15 protein-coding genes are annotated in these 16,287 nt (G+C 46.7%); 5 read left to right on the top strand and 10 right to left on the bottom strand.

All coding sequences use genetic code 11. From position 1 onward, the window contains the following. Positions 1-30: 30 nt before the first annotated feature. On the bottom strand, positions 31-333 hold the full coding sequence (locus QUB30_RS27250; protein ID WP_333340095.1) for a hypothetical protein: 303 nt from the start codon (positions 331-333) through the stop codon (positions 31-33). Positions 334-955: 622 nt separating this feature from the next. On the opposite strand from QUB30_RS27250, the gene QUB30_RS27255 reads away from it, so the two are divergent. Next, positions 956-1,558 carry a superoxide dismutase gene (locus QUB30_RS27255; RefSeq protein WP_333340098.1) on the top strand — a complete coding sequence of 201 codons (603 nt, stop codon included), beginning with the start codon at positions 956-958 and terminating at the stop codon, positions 1,556-1,558. A 248-nt stretch (positions 1,559-1,806) separates the two neighbouring features. Next, on the top strand, positions 1,807-2,100 hold the full coding sequence (gene clpS, locus QUB30_RS27260) for an ATP-dependent Clp protease adapter ClpS (RefSeq protein WP_172185659.1): 294 nt from the start codon (positions 1,807-1,809) through the stop codon (positions 2,098-2,100). Between the two features lie 93 nt (positions 2,101-2,193). Here clpS and QUB30_RS27265 read toward each other — a convergent pair whose 3' ends face one another. Together QUB30_RS27265 and QUB30_RS27270 are read right to left on the bottom strand one after the other, a co-directional pair. After that, entirely contained in the window at positions 2,194-2,694 is a 501-nt protein-coding gene (locus QUB30_RS27265; protein ID WP_333340101.1) for a plastocyanin/azurin family copper-binding protein, read from the bottom strand. A 61-nt stretch (positions 2,695-2,755) separates the two neighbouring features. Beyond that, complete coding sequence (locus QUB30_RS27270; RefSeq protein ID WP_333340104.1) at positions 2,756-3,874, bottom strand: tocopherol cyclase family protein; 1,119 nt, start codon at positions 3,872-3,874, stop codon at positions 2,756-2,758. 144 nt (positions 3,875-4,018) lie between these two features. Between QUB30_RS27270 and QUB30_RS27275 the strand changes: the two genes are divergently transcribed. Next, positions 4,019-4,600 (top strand): Npun_F5749 family FMN-dependent PPOX-type flavoprotein, encoded by a 582-nt coding sequence (locus QUB30_RS27275; RefSeq protein ID WP_333340107.1) that lies wholly within the window; start codon positions 4,019-4,021, stop codon positions 4,598-4,600. A 62-nt stretch (positions 4,601-4,662) separates the two neighbouring features. Here QUB30_RS27275 and cysE read toward each other — a convergent pair whose 3' ends face one another. The 4 genes from cysE to QUB30_RS27295 all read right to left on the bottom strand — a co-directional run bounded on the left by cysE (position 4,663) and on the right by QUB30_RS27295 (position 7,327). After that, positions 4,663-5,460, bottom strand: a complete 798-nt coding sequence (cysE, locus tag QUB30_RS27280) for a serine O-acetyltransferase (RefSeq protein WP_333340109.1) — start codon at positions 5,458-5,460, stop codon at positions 4,663-4,665. A gap of 341 nt (positions 5,461-5,801) precedes the next feature. Further along, positions 5,802-6,110, bottom strand: coding sequence for an IS200/IS605 family accessory protein TnpB-related protein (locus QUB30_RS27285; RefSeq protein WP_333340131.1), 309 nt, complete (start codon positions 6,108-6,110; stop codon positions 5,802-5,804). Positions 6,111-6,262: 152 nt separating this feature from the next. Further along, a complete protein-coding gene (locus QUB30_RS27290; protein WP_333340112.1) occupies positions 6,263-6,607 on the bottom strand; it encodes a hypothetical protein in 345 nt (114 codons plus the stop codon). 228 nt (positions 6,608-6,835) lie between these two features. Continuing rightward, on the bottom strand, positions 6,836-7,327 hold the full coding sequence (locus QUB30_RS27295; RefSeq protein ID WP_333340115.1) for a hypothetical protein: 492 nt from the start codon (positions 7,325-7,327) through the stop codon (positions 6,836-6,838). Positions 7,328-7,881: 554 nt separating this feature from the next. Here QUB30_RS27295 and mrdA point away from each other — a divergent pair. Further along, positions 7,882-9,708 (top strand): penicillin-binding protein 2, encoded by a 1,827-nt coding sequence (gene mrdA, locus QUB30_RS27300; RefSeq protein WP_333340118.1) that lies wholly within the window; start codon positions 7,882-7,884, stop codon positions 9,706-9,708. A gap of 82 nt (positions 9,709-9,790) precedes the next feature. Here the strand turns inward: mrdA and QUB30_RS27305 are convergent, their stop codons facing one another. The 3 genes from QUB30_RS27305 to QUB30_RS27315 form a co-directional block, all read right to left on the bottom strand. Next, the gene (locus QUB30_RS27305) at positions 9,791-11,545 is read right to left on the bottom strand and encodes a DUF3352 domain-containing protein (RefSeq protein ID WP_333340121.1); all 1,755 of its coding nucleotides are present in this window, start codon (positions 11,543-11,545) and stop codon (positions 9,791-9,793) included. A 62-nt stretch (positions 11,546-11,607) separates the two neighbouring features. Next, on the bottom strand, positions 11,608-12,789 hold the full coding sequence (locus tag QUB30_RS27310) for a flagellar assembly protein H (protein ID WP_333340122.1): 1,182 nt from the start codon (positions 12,787-12,789) through the stop codon (positions 11,608-11,610). Between the two features lie 35 nt (positions 12,790-12,824). Beyond that, positions 12,825-13,430, bottom strand: coding sequence for a pentapeptide repeat-containing protein (locus tag QUB30_RS27315; RefSeq protein WP_333136823.1), 606 nt, complete (start codon positions 13,428-13,430; stop codon positions 12,825-12,827). A 142-nt stretch (positions 13,431-13,572) separates the two neighbouring features. Between QUB30_RS27315 and purL the strand changes: the two genes are divergently transcribed. After that, on the top strand, positions 13,573-16,134 hold the full coding sequence (gene purL / locus QUB30_RS27320) for a phosphoribosylformylglycinamidine synthase subunit PurL (RefSeq protein ID WP_333340126.1): 2,562 nt from the start codon (positions 13,573-13,575) through the stop codon (positions 16,132-16,134). Positions 16,135-16,287: the final 153 nt, after the last annotated feature.

Here is a 16,287-nt window from a genome sequence, read left to right on the forward strand (position 1 = left end):
TAAAATCTAAAATCGCCTGTCATGCCATATTCAATGAGAGTTAAACTTGCTATTGACTGCAACAGATGCGGCAGAAGATTCATGGTCTGAAAAATTTATCTTTCTGCTAGCCATGCGACGTTCCGGGTCAATTCCCTCGAAGGTTGGTGGCCACCAAACTCGGACTACCAACAACAGTCCCAAAATCCGCAAAAAGGCACCTGTTGATAATGTTTGAACCCAGGGAGTTTCCAGCACTTCCCGCACGAGCACTTCTCCCAAAACTGATACAATACAAAATTCCACAGCTACGCCGATAGAAACTCTTTGTTGTGGGAAATAAATAATTAACAACCGAAATAATTCCACTAAAACTAATAGAAATAAAATATCTGCCTGCCGTGACTTCCTGGAAATTCAAATGAGGTAGCAGCGAGAAGAACATTTCTCGCAGTTCTAGCACCATGAAACAAAACAAACTAATACATAGAGAAATTACAATTAAGTCTTGGAATGTTTCCAGAGCGGTGACGAGTAATTGCTAATTCAACCATTGAGGAGGGTGACTGGACGAGTTGTTTAAACGCTTTTCCATTGACATATCCTGCAAGTTGTTTGACTTTCTTACAGCTTAATTGAACTTAGGTTAATCTTTGACAATTTACAGGTTTAATCTCTTTATCAGTCTCATAAAATTTCGCTCGGCTGACAATTTCACACACACTTTTATTTGCATCTCAGGTGGCTTGACATTTAGTGAGACTTTATGCTAGCTGAAGTCGGCAATAAGTAGCTTTGATATCTAAAAAATAGAAGTCTCAATGCTGAAATGCTGCAACTGCTATAAAATAGGAAAATTGTAAAGAATTATTGACCACAGCTTGATAAACTCAAGCTAGCGACTCTCGGCTTTAATCATACAAAAGCCGGAAAGTCAACCGAAAAACCAAAAGTAATCCAGAGAGGATTGAACACAATGGCATTTGAACTCGCACCATTACCCTTTGCCCCTGACGCCCTAGAGTCAGATCATATGTCTGCCGAAACGTTTTCGTTCCATCACGACAAGCACCACGCTGCTTACGTGACCAACCTCAACAAACTGATTGAAGGGACGGAAATGGCGAGCAAATCCCTTGAAGAAATTGTCAAGGAATCTGCTAAAGACCCATCCAAAGCCGGCATTTTCAACAATGCAGGTCAAGTTTGGAACCACAATTTTTTCTGGAATTCCCTCGCACCGGGCGGTGGCGGCACTCCGACAGGAGCTTTAGCTGACAAAATTAACGCTGACTTCGGCAGCTTCGACAAATTCAAAGAAGAATTCAAGACTGCTGCGACAACTCAGTTCGGTAGCGGCTGGGCTTGGCTAGTTTTAGACAACGGCACTTTGAAAGTTACCAAAACTGCTAACGCTGACACCCCGGTAGCACACGGCCAAACTCCGTTGCTGACTTTGGATGTGTGGGAACACGCTTATTATTTGGATTTCCAAAACCGCCGTCCCGACTACATTACTAATTTCTTGGATAATTTGGCTAACTGGGATTTCGCAGCAGCAAATTTGGCTGCGGCTTAGTAGCATCTGAGTTTGAGGACTAAAGTCCTCACTACAAACTTCATAGGTTCGTAGTGAGGACTTTAGTCTTTTTTGAGATAAGTATTAACTTGAGTTTGACGGGCGCGGTGCAACGCAGGGCGCAGCAGTGAAAATAAACGCCGAAGCCGATCGAACTACTTCGTAGTAGTTAAAAAATTCTGAAATTGTGTTATAGTGTCGTCGGTAACTGTTTTACGAATTTTGTAGTTTTAGTGGCTGTTCGCGCGATGACCTCTTCACCAACCATAGCACCCGTTCGATCGAGTCAAGTTACCCGCAAACCTTATCCCAACTATCGGGTAATAGTCCTCAACGACGATTTCAACACATTTCAGCACGTTGTGGAATGTTTGACGAAATACATTCCAGGGATGACGAGCGATCGAGCTTGGAAACTCGCCAACCAAATCCACCACGAAGGCCAGGCAACCGTCTGGGTTGGCCCGCAAGAGCAAGCAGAACTTTATCATATGCAATTGAGCCGTGCTGGACTGACAATGGCTCCGCTAGAGTCTACTTGAAAAGCGTGTAGAAGGCCCGAAAGTTCGATCGATTGTTTGTCGGTAATTAATGGGAATTTAATAGGATGTCCGGTGAGGCGAGGGAGACTGGCGTTAAGAGGCGATCGTAATTTTCCCAATCATCCCCGCCTCTGTATGTCCGGCTACCGTACACCGCAGGTTGTAACTTCCCGATTTCATGGGAACAAACACCCATTCTGCCATAGCGCCCGGTTTAAGTTCCAGTTCGTGAATACTTCCTTTAATTTCCACATTACCAGCTTCAACTTTTTGAGTCCAACTCGCATCAGCAAAGTTTTTGGCAGTGAAATAATGTTTCTGCGAACTGGGATTTGTCAGCACTAATTTATAGCGCTTGCCCGATTCAAATTCTAGCAGATTGGGAAAAAACTTAAGTTCCCCAGCTTCGTTACCTAAACTAACAGTAATTTCGGTGACTGGTTGGCGAGACAAATCACCGCCAGCACTAGCAATTGCCGCCGGCACCAAGATTGTACCAAAACATAAAATTAGTCCCAAAATCACCTTGAGAGCTTGTTGTAACCGCTGGCTGCGGTAAAATTCACCTAATTGCAAACCGAGTAAATTGCTCATGGCTGTTCAGACTACTGTTAACTGTTAACTATTAACTGATTGCTGACTAATGACTAATGACTTAATTCGATCGCCAAACTTCATCCCAAGGCCCGCCCCCAACCTCCAAACCAGATAAATAACTTTGAGCCTCTAAGATAATTCTAGAACGCTGCTTGCCATTTTTTTCAACATTTCCCCCCAACAATTCTCGCAGTTGCAAGCGCAATTCGCCGTGCGTCGTATCCCGGCAGCAAAAAGCCATGCCTTTTTCAGTAGGAGTTCGCACATAAGTACCAGAACTCTTTGTAGTGCCACTTAACTCAACTTCAAACTGGCTGTTTCTAGCCTGCATTTTCCAGCTTCCCCAAGGTTCAATATTCCAACTAACTTGCGAATTCCACGGCACAAATTCGTAAAATTTTCCTCGGTAATGCAGACAAATCATTGCTACCGATTCCATCCACCACAGCACGCCCCGCTTCCCGCCGCCTGCGGTTAAAGCTAAATCCTTTTCGCCTTGAAAACAATTGCAATTAATCCAAAACCACTTTTGCGGAAAAGCACCGCCCCAGTTTTTTTCGCTGTAAGCGGGAGCATCTTTAAATTGGTAGCGTTCGCCGTTCCAATCAATCCAGCCCGTGGCTAAACCGTGAGCCATTAAAATTTGCCAGCCCGGTTCAAATACGGGCAGAAAAGATAGCATTCCCGCCGTAGACTTCTGGATATCATCTGAGTTACCCCAGCCGTAAATAGGTTGAATTTCGTACTGCCAAAAACAGCGGCTGCCGCTTCCCGGATCGTGCAGATAACCTTGATTCAAAGTAGCAGTAGCTTGATACCCTTCTTCGACGCGACTGTCGAATATTTGCGGAGCTAAATATTGCGGTTTAATTTGTAAATCTGTTTTGCCCCAATGTCCAAAACCCAAGCTTTCTCGGTGCGCCCAAAACTTATTTACATCGGGGAAGGTGCGGCACAAATAGCTATCTTTCGGACCGAGAATTTGAGTTGCACCGCCGCTGTAAGGTTGACCGCCTCTGGGGTCTTCGATGGAATACATGAATGCAAAGGATTGTCCGTGAATCGGTAATGTTATTCGATAGTACCAACCTTCAAAAAAACGCCTGGAACTGCCGTCCCAGTGGTAGCCGCTGTGGGGAGTTTCAATAGTTTTGAGTTTTGAAAGTGAATTTGACATAAAATTACCAATAGCAAGATTTTAAGAGTTGTAAATTGTGAGTTTAGGGGACAGAAGCAGGAGGCAGAAGGGAAAAGGCACTAATTACCCATTACCAATTACCCATTACCAATTACCCATTACCCATATGATAGGTTATTAATTATGTCTTTAGCACTTTGGCGATCGCCCTTAGCTCGCGCCCTCCACCGCAACCGCAGTCTTGCTTTTGCCCGCTACTTGCAACTAGCAACTGTTCGCGCCACCGGCCGTCCGGCTAACCGCACTGTGGTGTTTCGAGGCTTTTTAGGAGATACTAATCAGTTGAAATTTATTACAGATATTCGCAGTGAAAAGGCTGAGGAAATTAACCTCTATCCTTGGGGGGAAATTTGCTGGTATTTCCCCAAAACTCGCGAACAATTTCGGATTGCTGGACAACTGATTTTGGTAGGGGCAGATTATCCAGAGGCAGAGTTGTGCTCGTCGCGCCGCACAGCTTGGCAGGAGCTTTCAGAGGCGGCTAGATCTCAGTTTGCTTGGCCGCATCCGGGGGAAGACAAAGCGGAGGCTGGTGCTTTTGATTCTGCTTCCCCAAATGCGATCGAACCGCTGCCTAATTTTTGCTTGCTGTTGTTAGAACCGGAAACTGTCGATTTGTTGGAATTGCGGGGGGAACCGCAGAATCGGTCGCTTTATCGGCGCGACGCGGAGGGAAATTGGTCTGTGCGATCGGTTAATCCGTGAAAAATTAAAAATTAAAAATTAAAAACAGAGATTGGGATTTTTAACTTTTAATTTTTCACTCCTCAGATGCCGGTGCCGTCAAAAAACTCTTGAATTGCTTTATCTTTTAACTGACAAGTGGTGGCAACTGCTAATTTGGTTTTTTCAGCTACAGCTACATTGCTGGTTTGATTTAAAGTTGGGAATGCTGAAGGCGAATTGGGAACAGAATTTAAGGAGACAGATGCTTGAGGAAGCAAACTTTTTACTTGCTGTTCGAGGGACTCGATGCGATCGAGCAAAGAGCGAATTACCACAGCTTCCGAATCCGGCAAACTGCCGTGTTCTAGGGGATTGACCCGCACTCCCGACCGATAGACGATGCGGCCGGGAATCCCTACAACCGTACAGTCAGATGGTACGTCCCGGAGCACGACGGAACCTGCGCCGATGCGAACGTTGTTGCCAATTAGGAGATTGCCGAGTACCTTGGCGCCGGCACCGACAACTACATTTTCGCCGACGGTAGGGTGACGCTTGCCGCTTTCCTTGCCTGTTCCGCCAAGGGTGACACCTTGGTAAATTAGGGCAAAATCGCCGATAATCGCTGTTTCGCCGATCACAACCCCCATACCGTGGTCGATGAAGACGCTTTTGCCGATCGTTGCCCCCGGGTGAATTTCAATTCCGGTCAAAAAACGAGCAATGTGCGAAATCAAGCGGGGAATGAAGGGAAGTCCCAGCACGTAAAGCCAGTGTGCGAGGCGGTGCAGCACTAGGGCCTGAAGACCGGGGTAGCAAAACAAAACTTCCAGCCAGTTGCGAGCGGCAGGGTCGCGATCGAAAATTATACTGAAGTCAGCTCTAAGGGTCTTTAGCACTTTCAGAGTTACCAATTTTGGTTAAACACGCCACTTTCAATTTTACCGGATGGGGGGAGAGTGGGAGAGGGGGAGAGTTTCTGAGTGGGGAATTGGGCATGGGCCATGGGCCATGGGGAATTGGTGGCAACTAACGAATAACTTCTTCTTTCTGCTTTGTAAAACTTATCTAAACTTATCTAAAGCCATCTTTAGATCGTCCGAGTTTACTTCCTACGCTGTTGGGTAGACGGCTAATCCCAAGATCCGCAGGCTATCCCCCGACCGCCGAGGGTTCCCAGTTCAAAATATTCATACTGGCGTTGAGTTCGCGATCGATATATCTACCAGAAGCAGGACAATCATAAGTCCGAAGACGAGCGTGGCATATCTTTTTTGCTTCCAGAGTTAGAACAGGTTTTAGAATTAGGCAACCATTGGTCTACTAGCACTAAAGTTGATCCATACATTTTGCATTTGTAATCGAGTGGACGCTTGAACTCGTAAAAGCCCTGATCGGATATCGCCCCCCTCAGCTTGTGATTAGCCATCATCCCCAAGACATTCAAGTCTACAATCTTGATTAAATTTAAAGTCTTGGCTAAGTAAGTTGTTAACTTGTGGAGGAAATCTTTACGAATACAAGCTATTTGCGCGTGAATTCGGCTGATTTGCTTGTAAGTTTTACGCTGGTTCTTTGAACCTTTGCTTCAACGGTTTTGGTGCATTAAAGACTTGCTGGTTTGAAAGTGTGGCCGCATATTTAACGCCCGCGTCAATTCCTACAGTTGATTGAGATTGCTGAACTGGCAAGCGTTCTGCATCAACACAAAACGAGACCCACCAGCGACTGCCTTATTTTGAGAGCGTGAAAGTTTGAGACACGAAACCGCATTAAGCGGGCTTCGTAAAGCCGAAACGTTCCCAAGGTAGGAATCTTAATTGTGTTGCCAACGCTTAGGAGAAATTTCCCATTGGATGAATCGACTGTAAAAGATTGAGCATGGCGACTGCTAGCGAATGTCGGATGACCTGCTTTCCCAGAACGATATCGACTAAACGCATCTTTGAGATCAATTAAGGCGTTCTGGTAAACTCGTCCCGACAACTGATCCATCCAAGCGAATTTAGGTTGCTTCTTGACGTGGTTGGTGAGAACTTTTTTCACCTAATCAATCACCTTCGAGTCTGAAAGTTTACCCTCAATCTACATTTTGGTTCGCAAGCTAAACCCGAAATTATTAAATACCGCGCGCCGAAATTCTGCGTTTTTGGCCATCAAAGTCGCTTCGTTGTTATTCAATTTTAGCCCTCGTTTGACGGCAAACATAATTAAGCTTACCCAGGGTTTTTTGTTTGGTCAATTATAGACAAGTTTAGCAAACTATTTGGCAATTTAGTCTAACTCTTGTACTGAAACGGTATAATTTGACTTTACTCCGGGTTCTAAAGAACCGACCCAAATCCTGTAAGAGCCTGCTCCCCAGCCCGTATCCACAATGCCAGCATCTTTATTTTGACCTGTATCGTCTCCGCAGCGCACCGTGTTACCGTTGGGTCCTTGTATTAGTAAGGTTGTGTCTTTTCCCCCGCTGTTGACTTGGATTGTGAGTTTTGAAAAGTCTTGCTGCAAGACTATGATGTGGTCGGGAGTTGGAGTGGCAAAACCCAAACATTTGTTTTTGTGGCGATCGGCGTTAGCAATGGCAGATAAAGAGTACGAGCCGCCTGTGGAACCTCTCAAAACTGCTGTTGGGGAGCCAAAACCTCGCGATAAAGTTAAGGTGCCGAAATTGGCTGTTTCTGCTAAAACTGGTAGGGCGACGCCAGCGGCGATCGCCGCCAAGATCGCACCGTTTTTGAAATGGGCTCGCGGATTAAACAACATGGCAATACTCCTCGGTCACAACTTAAAATCACAACTCAGAATTTACCCATCGCAGCCCCTAGAATCCGAACTCTGGAGGAAGAACAATTTTTTTTTAATTAGTTCAAAACCTCATGGCTCTTGCTCCTTATTTCTATCAGGACAATCACCTGTACGATCGCGCTCCGAGTGCCACTCCGAGTTCTGCCACACGCGATCGGCTCACATCCGAAATTATACGCTGTTAAGATGATCGATTTGATACTGCTTGCCTTGCTGGTGGGGATCTGTTCTCTATTGACACAGGTTTTGGTATTGTTACCTATGGGTCTATTAGGCTGGTTCCACCTCCCTAATTGGCTGAGCCTGACCTTGATTTTGCTGGCGATTTCTTGGTGCTTGGGGGATTAGTCAGCACTCAGCAGTCAGGAGTTATTAGTTATCAGTCAAAAGTTAATTGTCAATCATTCCCCTTCCCCCAACGGTTAATGTCCGATTGCCCCCGGTCTGATGATGTATACTTCACAATTGACAATCAGGAATCTAAACTCTAGGATTTGACATCTACCTATAGAATGATGCAACGACAAATTTATTCGATATCAGGATTTCACTCTTCTGACAAAACCCTGGGGGAAACTCCTAAAAAACAGGATCGTCCGATACACCGGGCGATCGTGTTCATGCTGCTGGCAACCGGTTTGCTGGGCCTGCACGCTAGTCGGCTGGTGGAATTGCAACTGGTACAAGGGAAGCAAAACCGGGAACGAGCCGAAAACAATCGCGTTCGCCTAGTGCCAATGCCGGCAAATCGCGGACACATTATCGATCGCAAAGGCAAGCTGCTAGCAGCAAACAATTTAGCTCGATCGGTATATTTGTGGCCGAAAGAACAAACGCCGGAAGAGTGGAAAGCGACAGCAGAAAAATTGAGTCCGCTGGTTAAAATTCCGACCAAAGAAATTTTACAAAAATTAAAACAGGTCGATCCTCTATCCTACAGACCGGTGCGGATCAAGCAAGCGATGCCGCCAGAGGTGTTTGTGCCGCTAGCAGAACAGGTGGGACAAATGCGGGGAGTGGAAGTGCGGCCAGAAGCGAACCGCTACTATCCCGAAGGCAGTTTAGCGGCTCACGTTCTCGGATATATTGGCGAAGCTACCGCAGCAGACTTAGAAGCTCACCCGGAATATCCGATGGGGATGATTGTCGGTCAGATGGGCATAGAAGCGAGTTCTAACAAGCAGATTGCGGGAGTTTGGGGCGATCGGCTGATCGAGGTAAATGCCCAAAATCAAGAATTGCGGCTGATGGGAGAGACACCGCCCAAGCCCGGTGAATCGGTGCAGCTAACCATAGACTTGGAAATGCAAAAAGCAGCCGAAAAAGCCCTGGGGTACCGGCGGGGAGCAGTAGTGGCCCTGGATGTCAAAACCGGCGCGGTATTAGTTCTGGCTAGCCACCCGACTTTTGACCCCAATCTGTTTACCCGAAAAATCACTAAGGATGAGTGGGAAACTCTTCAAGATCCGGAAAATCCATTTTTGAATCGGGCCATGCAAGGCTATCCCCCCGGTAGCACTTTTAAAATTGTGACTTCCGTCGCGGGCATGGAGTCGGGCAAGTTTTCGCCGGACTCAATTCTCGGTACTTCGTCTTACATTACTGTGGGGGGAATTGATTTTAACGAACACAGCGGCGGTTACGGCGACATAGGTTTTCGGGAGGCTTTGGCTTTCAGCAGCAATACGTTTTTTTATCAAGTGGGGATGAGTGTGGGGCCGGAGCAAATTGCTAAGTGGGGACGGCGCTTGGGAATTGGCAAGGAGACGGATTTGAAGCTTTTGGGGCTCGGCGGCGGAGATCACGGTCAAATCCCGACGCCGGCCGAGAAGGAGAAAATCTATAAAGAACCTTGGTATGCGGGTGATACGGTAACGATGTCGATCGGTCAGGGGTTGGTGTTGGTGACTCCTTTGGAGGCGGCAGTGATGGTGAGTTCGATCGCTAATGGGGGCTATCGAGTGAAGCCTCATCTTTTGACTTCTATGACCGGTACAGCGGAGACTAAATCGGTACATACGGGGATGAAGCCTTCGACGATTAAGGTGATTAAGGAAGGACTGATCGCGGTGGTTGCCGAGGGTACTGGACAGGGGATGAATGACGGTACGATTCCGCTGACGGCGGGCAAAACTGGGACTTCGGAGGTGATCGGACAGAACGATCACTCACTCTATGTGGCCTTCGGGCCCGCTGAGAAACCGGAAATTGCGATCGCCGTGGTTGTGGAAAATGGCGGTTATGGTTCTATGGCGGCGGCCCCGATCGCCAAAGACGTGTTTCAAACTTATTTTGGGAAACAGAAAAAGGTAAAGGAGTCAGTAGTGATTAGTCCTTAGTTATTGGGAATTGGGAATTGGGCATAGTTTCTTGTTTTTCCTTCTTCCTTCTTCCTTCTTCCTTCTTCCTTCTTCCTAATGACTAATTCAGCCGCATAAATATTGTAGCTTTGCGAATTCCTGTTATTTCTCCCGTACTGGTGACGGTGAGCGATCGCAAGTGGTCGAACAATGGTCTTGCCGAAAGTTCAATTAACCTCAACAGCGGGATTTGTTTTTCCCAAATTCCCCTGCTGGATGGCCAGTCTAAATAAAAATAGCCGTCGTTAGATGGCGGCAGAGGTTCAATGCTGGTTTGAAAATCTTGATTGGCAACTAAAGAACCTGTTGCGGCTGCTTCTAGTGCTGCGTCCATTGCTTCTACTGAGGTGGTGAAAATTTCGTATTTGCCGACGGTGGCTCGGACTCCTTTTGCCTCAGTTTCGATCGCACTTTTTCTATTATTTTCAATTCCATAATTTGGGTTCGTTGTCAACTGCGTCCAAGCGGTAATTTTCTGGTTTCTGAGAGTGAAGCTGCCGATGCTGTATTCTTTGCTGCGGGCAATTTCATCGAGTTTGCCGATCGCCTTTTGGGAATCAGCAGAGTTTTCGGCGGCGAAAATCCAGTCAGCACTATTTGACGAATTCGGAAGCACTGCTAAGGCGTATTCTCCTTGTACCCAGTCAAATATATCCTGGGGCAGGTTGACGCCCCAAACTTGCTGAATATCTGCGAGAGTGCGATCGACTAAATTTGAGACTTCTGCATTAGTGGAAACCGCCGATGACAAATCAGCCCAAAAATTCCTTAAATCGGTGCTGGCGACGGCGAAAGGACTGGCTGAGGGAATGTATTGCAAGGCTTGCACAGGTTCGGAGAGTGTTGGAGAAGCTGTGTTTTCTCGCGATGTCACTAAAGCAGTTTGAGCCAGCAATCCCCGTCGGTTGACTCCGACAGCAACTGCGAGGGAATTAAGAGAAACTTGGGGATTTTGCTCGGTTGCTGATTGCGGGAGATTGACAAATGCTAAAGCGATTCTGCCTTGAGTTAGCTGCTGCAAAGCTTTTTGATATTCCGGGGTATTGTTGAGATTTAGGTTAGCTGATTCAACGTTATTAATTGCATCTCGAATCACACTGGGGCTATTGGAAAATAAAACAAAATTTTGGTTAGTCCCTGAATTTAAATTACCGCCGATTGCGGCTGTTGCGAAGCTGGCTGGCAACTTTGAATTCGGCAGAGAAAACGGGTTAAAAAGCGAAAGCGAAGCAGATTTTTTCTTTGCTGTTAGTGCTTGTTTATAATTAATTCTAACCCCTTTATATAGTTCCGAATGAACTGTTTTATCGGCACGAGCTTGTTTTCGCCAGTAGGAGTCGAGAAATTGTTGGCTGCGATCGACATTTTGGGAGGAAACGGCCAGCAAAAACCCGGCTTGTTGGCCGTTGCTGCTGTCGCCATCGAAATCTGGCTTTGTGACGGCGAGAGTAATTTCGTCACCTATCCAAGGTTGGATATCTTTACTGTAATCGAGGTCTGTACTGGCGAGGAAACTCTTTTTGATTTGCTCAAATTCCGCGTGCGATCGACTTCTTTCTTCGGGAGTGGCAAAAACTTGTCGCAATGCTTCGAGGCGATCGGGATTTACCAGCATAGATGCTAACAAAGGTGCTTGTTTCGAGACAAACACAGCCGCAGCCGGAGTAGTTGTCGGCCCGCCGGCGAGCAAATTCAGGGGAGTTTGAGTTGTCAGCCAGTAAAAACCACCGGCACTCAAGCCTAAGAGTGCCAAGACGCCAGCAATGAGGAAAGAAAAGAACGATCGCAATTTCATCGGCAAATGACAAATTACCACAGTCTCTGATTATACACCCAGAACCCGGACTTGTTTAAGAAGTCGGGCTTCTCGCCACCTTGTTAGTTTTCAAGTGTATTGGGTAATCTAGCTATCAGATTTTCCAGCGATAATTGAGGCAATTCTGACAGCAGTAATGATAAATTTTCTGGGGATAAGCCGAGCAAATTGGGGATGAGATTAACCGGGCGTCCTTCTTGTCCTGATTCGCTGAAGCGGTTGTTCAAAACACTTTCCGCTAGCAAATTGTGGACTTGTTGGCGATCGATTTGTGCGATCGGCAGCATAGATAATTGGACTAACAACATAGTAAACTCGGCAGTAGGTAGAGCCGATACCGGGCGCAAAAAGGTGACAGTTAGCGGGTCTAACTCCCCAAATCTGACCTGCAAGAAACTCTCTAAAATCAATCGCTGTCCTTCTTCTCTTCCTTCTTCTCTTCCTTCTTCTCTTCCTTCTTCTCTTCCTCGTTCAAGACCTCGTTCAAGGCCTCGTTCAAGACCTTGTTCAAGACCTTGTAGTCGTGCTTCTTGTAAATGTTGTTGAAAAAGGGGTACGATCGCCATAACTAACTCCTGATCTTCATCATCCATTGTGGGATTAGTTGGTGTATTCGCTTGCAAATTTGCTTGCAAGGTGTAAAGTAATTGTAGCGCATTAGCTCGGAGCGGATCGTTGACGGGAAATGCTGTTAATTCTGCGATCGCCCCTTGCTGCACCCGGCCCCTACCCAACATCCGCAACCACATAGTCTCTGGAGTCCTCGCTAGCTGGTGAATAGCGATTAAGCCAACTCTCCAAACCTCAGATAAAAAATAAACTCCTCTCCCCCAGCCCTCAGACTCTTCAGGAGTCCGAAAACCAAAACTATTTAATAAAGCTTCCGAAGCAGTAGGAGTGAGAATCCACAACATCGGTAATTGTCTTTCGTCAAAACGTTGATCTTGTCGATTAGCGCGCCGCCCCAGTTCTGCCCTACTATTTAATAACTTAACGACACAGCTAAAAATTCCCTCAGCAGTCACAGGATTGCGAAACGGTTCAATTATCGCCACCGTTGCAGCCATTTTACCTAACAAACCCAAACTTTGGACATATTCGCCCTCAAAAGAAGTTGGTTGAAACCAAACATCAATTTCTCTAACTTCAGCAGTGACATTTTTGCTCGTTTCTACTTCTCCAAGAGGCGACAATAACTCTTGCAGGTATTCTTTTGCAAACTGATCGTGGGGAAACTTAGTCATCTGATTTTAGATTTTAGATTTTAGAAGCAGGTTGTCTACCAGGGCACTCCTCGCGCATCGGAAAAATCTGCATCTAGAACCGCCCCCGGATCGAATACAGCATCAGTTAAATCAGCTTTTCTAAACGACGTTACCGACAATTTTTCTATTTCTTCAACAGCAATAAAAAAGCCGATCGCCGTTAACCCAAGAATTACCCCAGAAACCAAAAATAAGACAATTCCCCTGATAGTATCTCCGCCCAAAAATGTCACAATACCGCTAGCCCCGATCGCAGCAGCAGCCCCAGCCACAGCCCCCGCCACAATCCCAGCCTCGCACCGAGTCGCAGCAATCGCCGTCGCAGCGGTTCCAGCCACAGCCACAGCCCCCGCATCCGCCCCGGCTATCAGTCCAGTCAAAGCCCCAGCCGCCGTCACTGTCACCGCTGTCACCCCAGCCCTAGCAATCAAATTTCTCACCCGCCTGCGGCTTTGTCCGGTTCTGACACCCTGAAAATTTGCCCCCCTCAAAATCGCCCCGGTGAAATTGCAGCCTCGAATGTCGCAACCGCTGAAATTCGCCCCTGACAAGTCAAGCCCTTTAAAAGAACGGTTCCGCAAGTTTTGGTTAGCAAAATTGAGATTTCGAGGTAAAGTCATTCGATTTTAGATTTTAGATTTTAGATTTTAGATTTTAGGTTAGCAACCCAAAGACCTAGGATTATAGATTTTAGATTATAGATTTTAGATTAACCAAGCACAGGGCATTTAGAATAAAGCCTGTGGTTTATAACGAGTTTCCATGTCTCCCATCTCCGAATCTCCATTTTCCCCCGAACAAATTGCCGGTGAAAGACTCACACCTGAAGAATATGAAGAAATCGTTCAGCGTCTCGGTCGCCATCCTAATAAAGCTGAATTGGGAATGTTCGGCGTTATGTGGAGCGAACACTGCTGTTACAAAAATTCGCGGCCGCTATTAAAACAGTTTCCCACAGAGGGCGATCGAATTCTCGTCGGGCCTGGAGAAAATGCCGGCGTCGTAGACTTGGGAGACGGCTTGCAACTCGCCTTCAAAATTGAATCCCACAACCACCCCTCAGCAGTCGAACCTTTCCAAGGTGCAGCAACCGGTGTCGGCGGCATTCTCCGCGATATCTTCACAATGGGTGCACGCCCGATCGCACTTTTGAATTCCCTGCGTTTCGGCAACTTAGACGACGCTAAAACTCAGAGATTGTTCAAAGGCGTAGTATCGGGAATTTCTCATTATGGAAATTGCATCGGAGTACCCACAGTTGGCGGCGAAGTTTACTTCGATCCTGCCTATTCCGGCAACCCGCTAGTTAACGTTATGGCCTTGGGTTTAATGGAAACTCAAGAAATCGTAAAATCCGGGGCATCGGGCATCGGAAATCCCGTGCTGTACGTCGGTTCAACTACCGGGCGAGATGGCATGGGAGGAGCAAGTTTTGCCAGTGCAGAATTGACCGACAAATCAATGGACGATCGCCCCGCAGTCCAAGTAGGAGATCCATTTTTAGAAAAATCCTTAATTGAAGCTTGTTTAGAAGCATTCAAAACTGGTGCAGTCGTCGCCGCCCAAGATATGGGTGCAGCCGGAATTACCTGTTCGACATCAGAAATGGCAGCCAAAGGCGGCGTCGGCATTGAGTTTGATTTAGACAAAGTTCCCGTTCGAGAAAGCGGCATGATTCCCTACGAATACCTGCTTTCGGAATCCCAAGAACGGATGTTGTTTGTGGCCCAAAAAGGACGGGAACAGGAATTAATCGATATTTTCCACCGCTGGGGATTGCACGCGGTAGTAGCGGGGACAGTTATCGAAAAGCCGATCGTCCGAATTCTATTTAAAGGCGAAATCGCTGCCGAAATTACCGCCACTGCTTTGGCAGATAACACGCCAATTTATCACCGAGAACTGTTGACAGAACCGCCCGAATATGCTAAAAAAGCATGGGAATGGACGGCGGATTCCCTGCCACAATCCACAGTTACAGGTATCGAAATTAACGGCAATTTCCAAACTTGGAATCAGATTTTGCTGACGCTTTTAGATACTCCCACCATCGCTTCTAAACGCTGGGTTTATCGCCAATACGACCATCAAGTGCAAAACAATACTGTTGTTTTACCCGGCGGCGCTGATGCTGCGGTTGTCAGATTGCGTCCGCTAGAACCTTGCCAATCTTCTCTCGGTAACGGGCTAGAAGTACACCCCCTTGCTAAGGGGGATCTACAGAGAGAAAATGCTGTTTCTCTAGCTTCCGAAAGCAAACAGGAAGAAGAAGTAATTCCTCTATTTACAAAGGCACAAGGTAGGGAAACTCCAAAAGTTTCTCCCCCCCTTAGCAAGGAGGAAGCGCCCCTGGGGATGATTCCTGGAGTTGCTGCAACGGTTGATTGCAATTCTCGTTATGTTTATCTCGATCCTTATGAAGGTGCAAAAGCAGTCGTAGCGGAAGCAGCGAGAAATTTAAGTTGTGTGGGTGCTGAACCTCTGGCAGTTACTGATAATTTGAATTTTGGCAGTCCTGAAAAGCCTATCGGATATTGGCAGTTAGCCTCAGCTTGTCGCGGGATTGCTGATGCTTGTCGGGAGTTGGGAACGCCTGTGACTGGCGGCAATGTTTCTCTTTACAATGAAACTGTTGATGCTGAGGGAAATCCTCAACCAATTTATCCGACTCCGGTAATCGGAATGGTGGGGTTAATTCCCGATTTGAAGAAGATTTGCGGCCAAGCGTGGCTAAAGAAAGGTGATTTAATTTATCTGCTGGGAATGGGGGAATCATCCCAAAACTCAGAACTTTTATCTGAAAGCTCAAAAATCGAAACTTCTCCTACTCTCGGAGGTTCGGAATATTTAGCGGCAATTCACGGGATTGTAGCTGGGAAACCGCCAAGGATAGATTTTGAGCTAGAAAGAAAAGTGCAATCGGTTTGTCGCGATGGAATTCGGCAAGGTTGGGTAGGTTCTGCCCATGATTGTGCGGAAGGTGGAATTGCGATCGCCCTCGCGGAATGCTGTATCTCTGCTAAAATGGGTGCCGAAATCCATCTCAGTTTCAATTCGGAAAAAGTCGGGCGCTGGGATGAAATTTTGTTTGGTGAAATGGGCAACTGCATTGTAGTTTCAGTCGCCCCAAAAAATCAAGAAATTTGGGAGTCTTACCTGCAAGAACATTTGACCAAAATGTGGCAGAAAATTGGTTTAGTTTGCTGTGCTGAATCACCTTTGCGGGTTGTGAGTGCTGACAATCAAGCGTTAATTGAGGTTTCGATGGGTGATATGGGCGATCGATTCTATAATGCGATCGAGCGTCGGATTGCATCTGTTTGACAACATGAAGTTTCGATCCCCCTAAATTCCCCTTAACAAGGGGGACTTTGAATACTCTTGTCCCCCCCTTCTTAAGAGCTATGCCTTACTCACATCTTTCTTAACAAAGGCGCTCCGGCTTCAGCCGGAACGACCTCCGGGCGCTCGCTGCCT

It is taken from the genome of Microcoleus sp. BROC3 (genome assembly GCF_036702515.1).
GTDB lineage: Bacteria > Cyanobacteriota > Cyanobacteriia > Cyanobacteriales > Microcoleaceae > Microcoleus.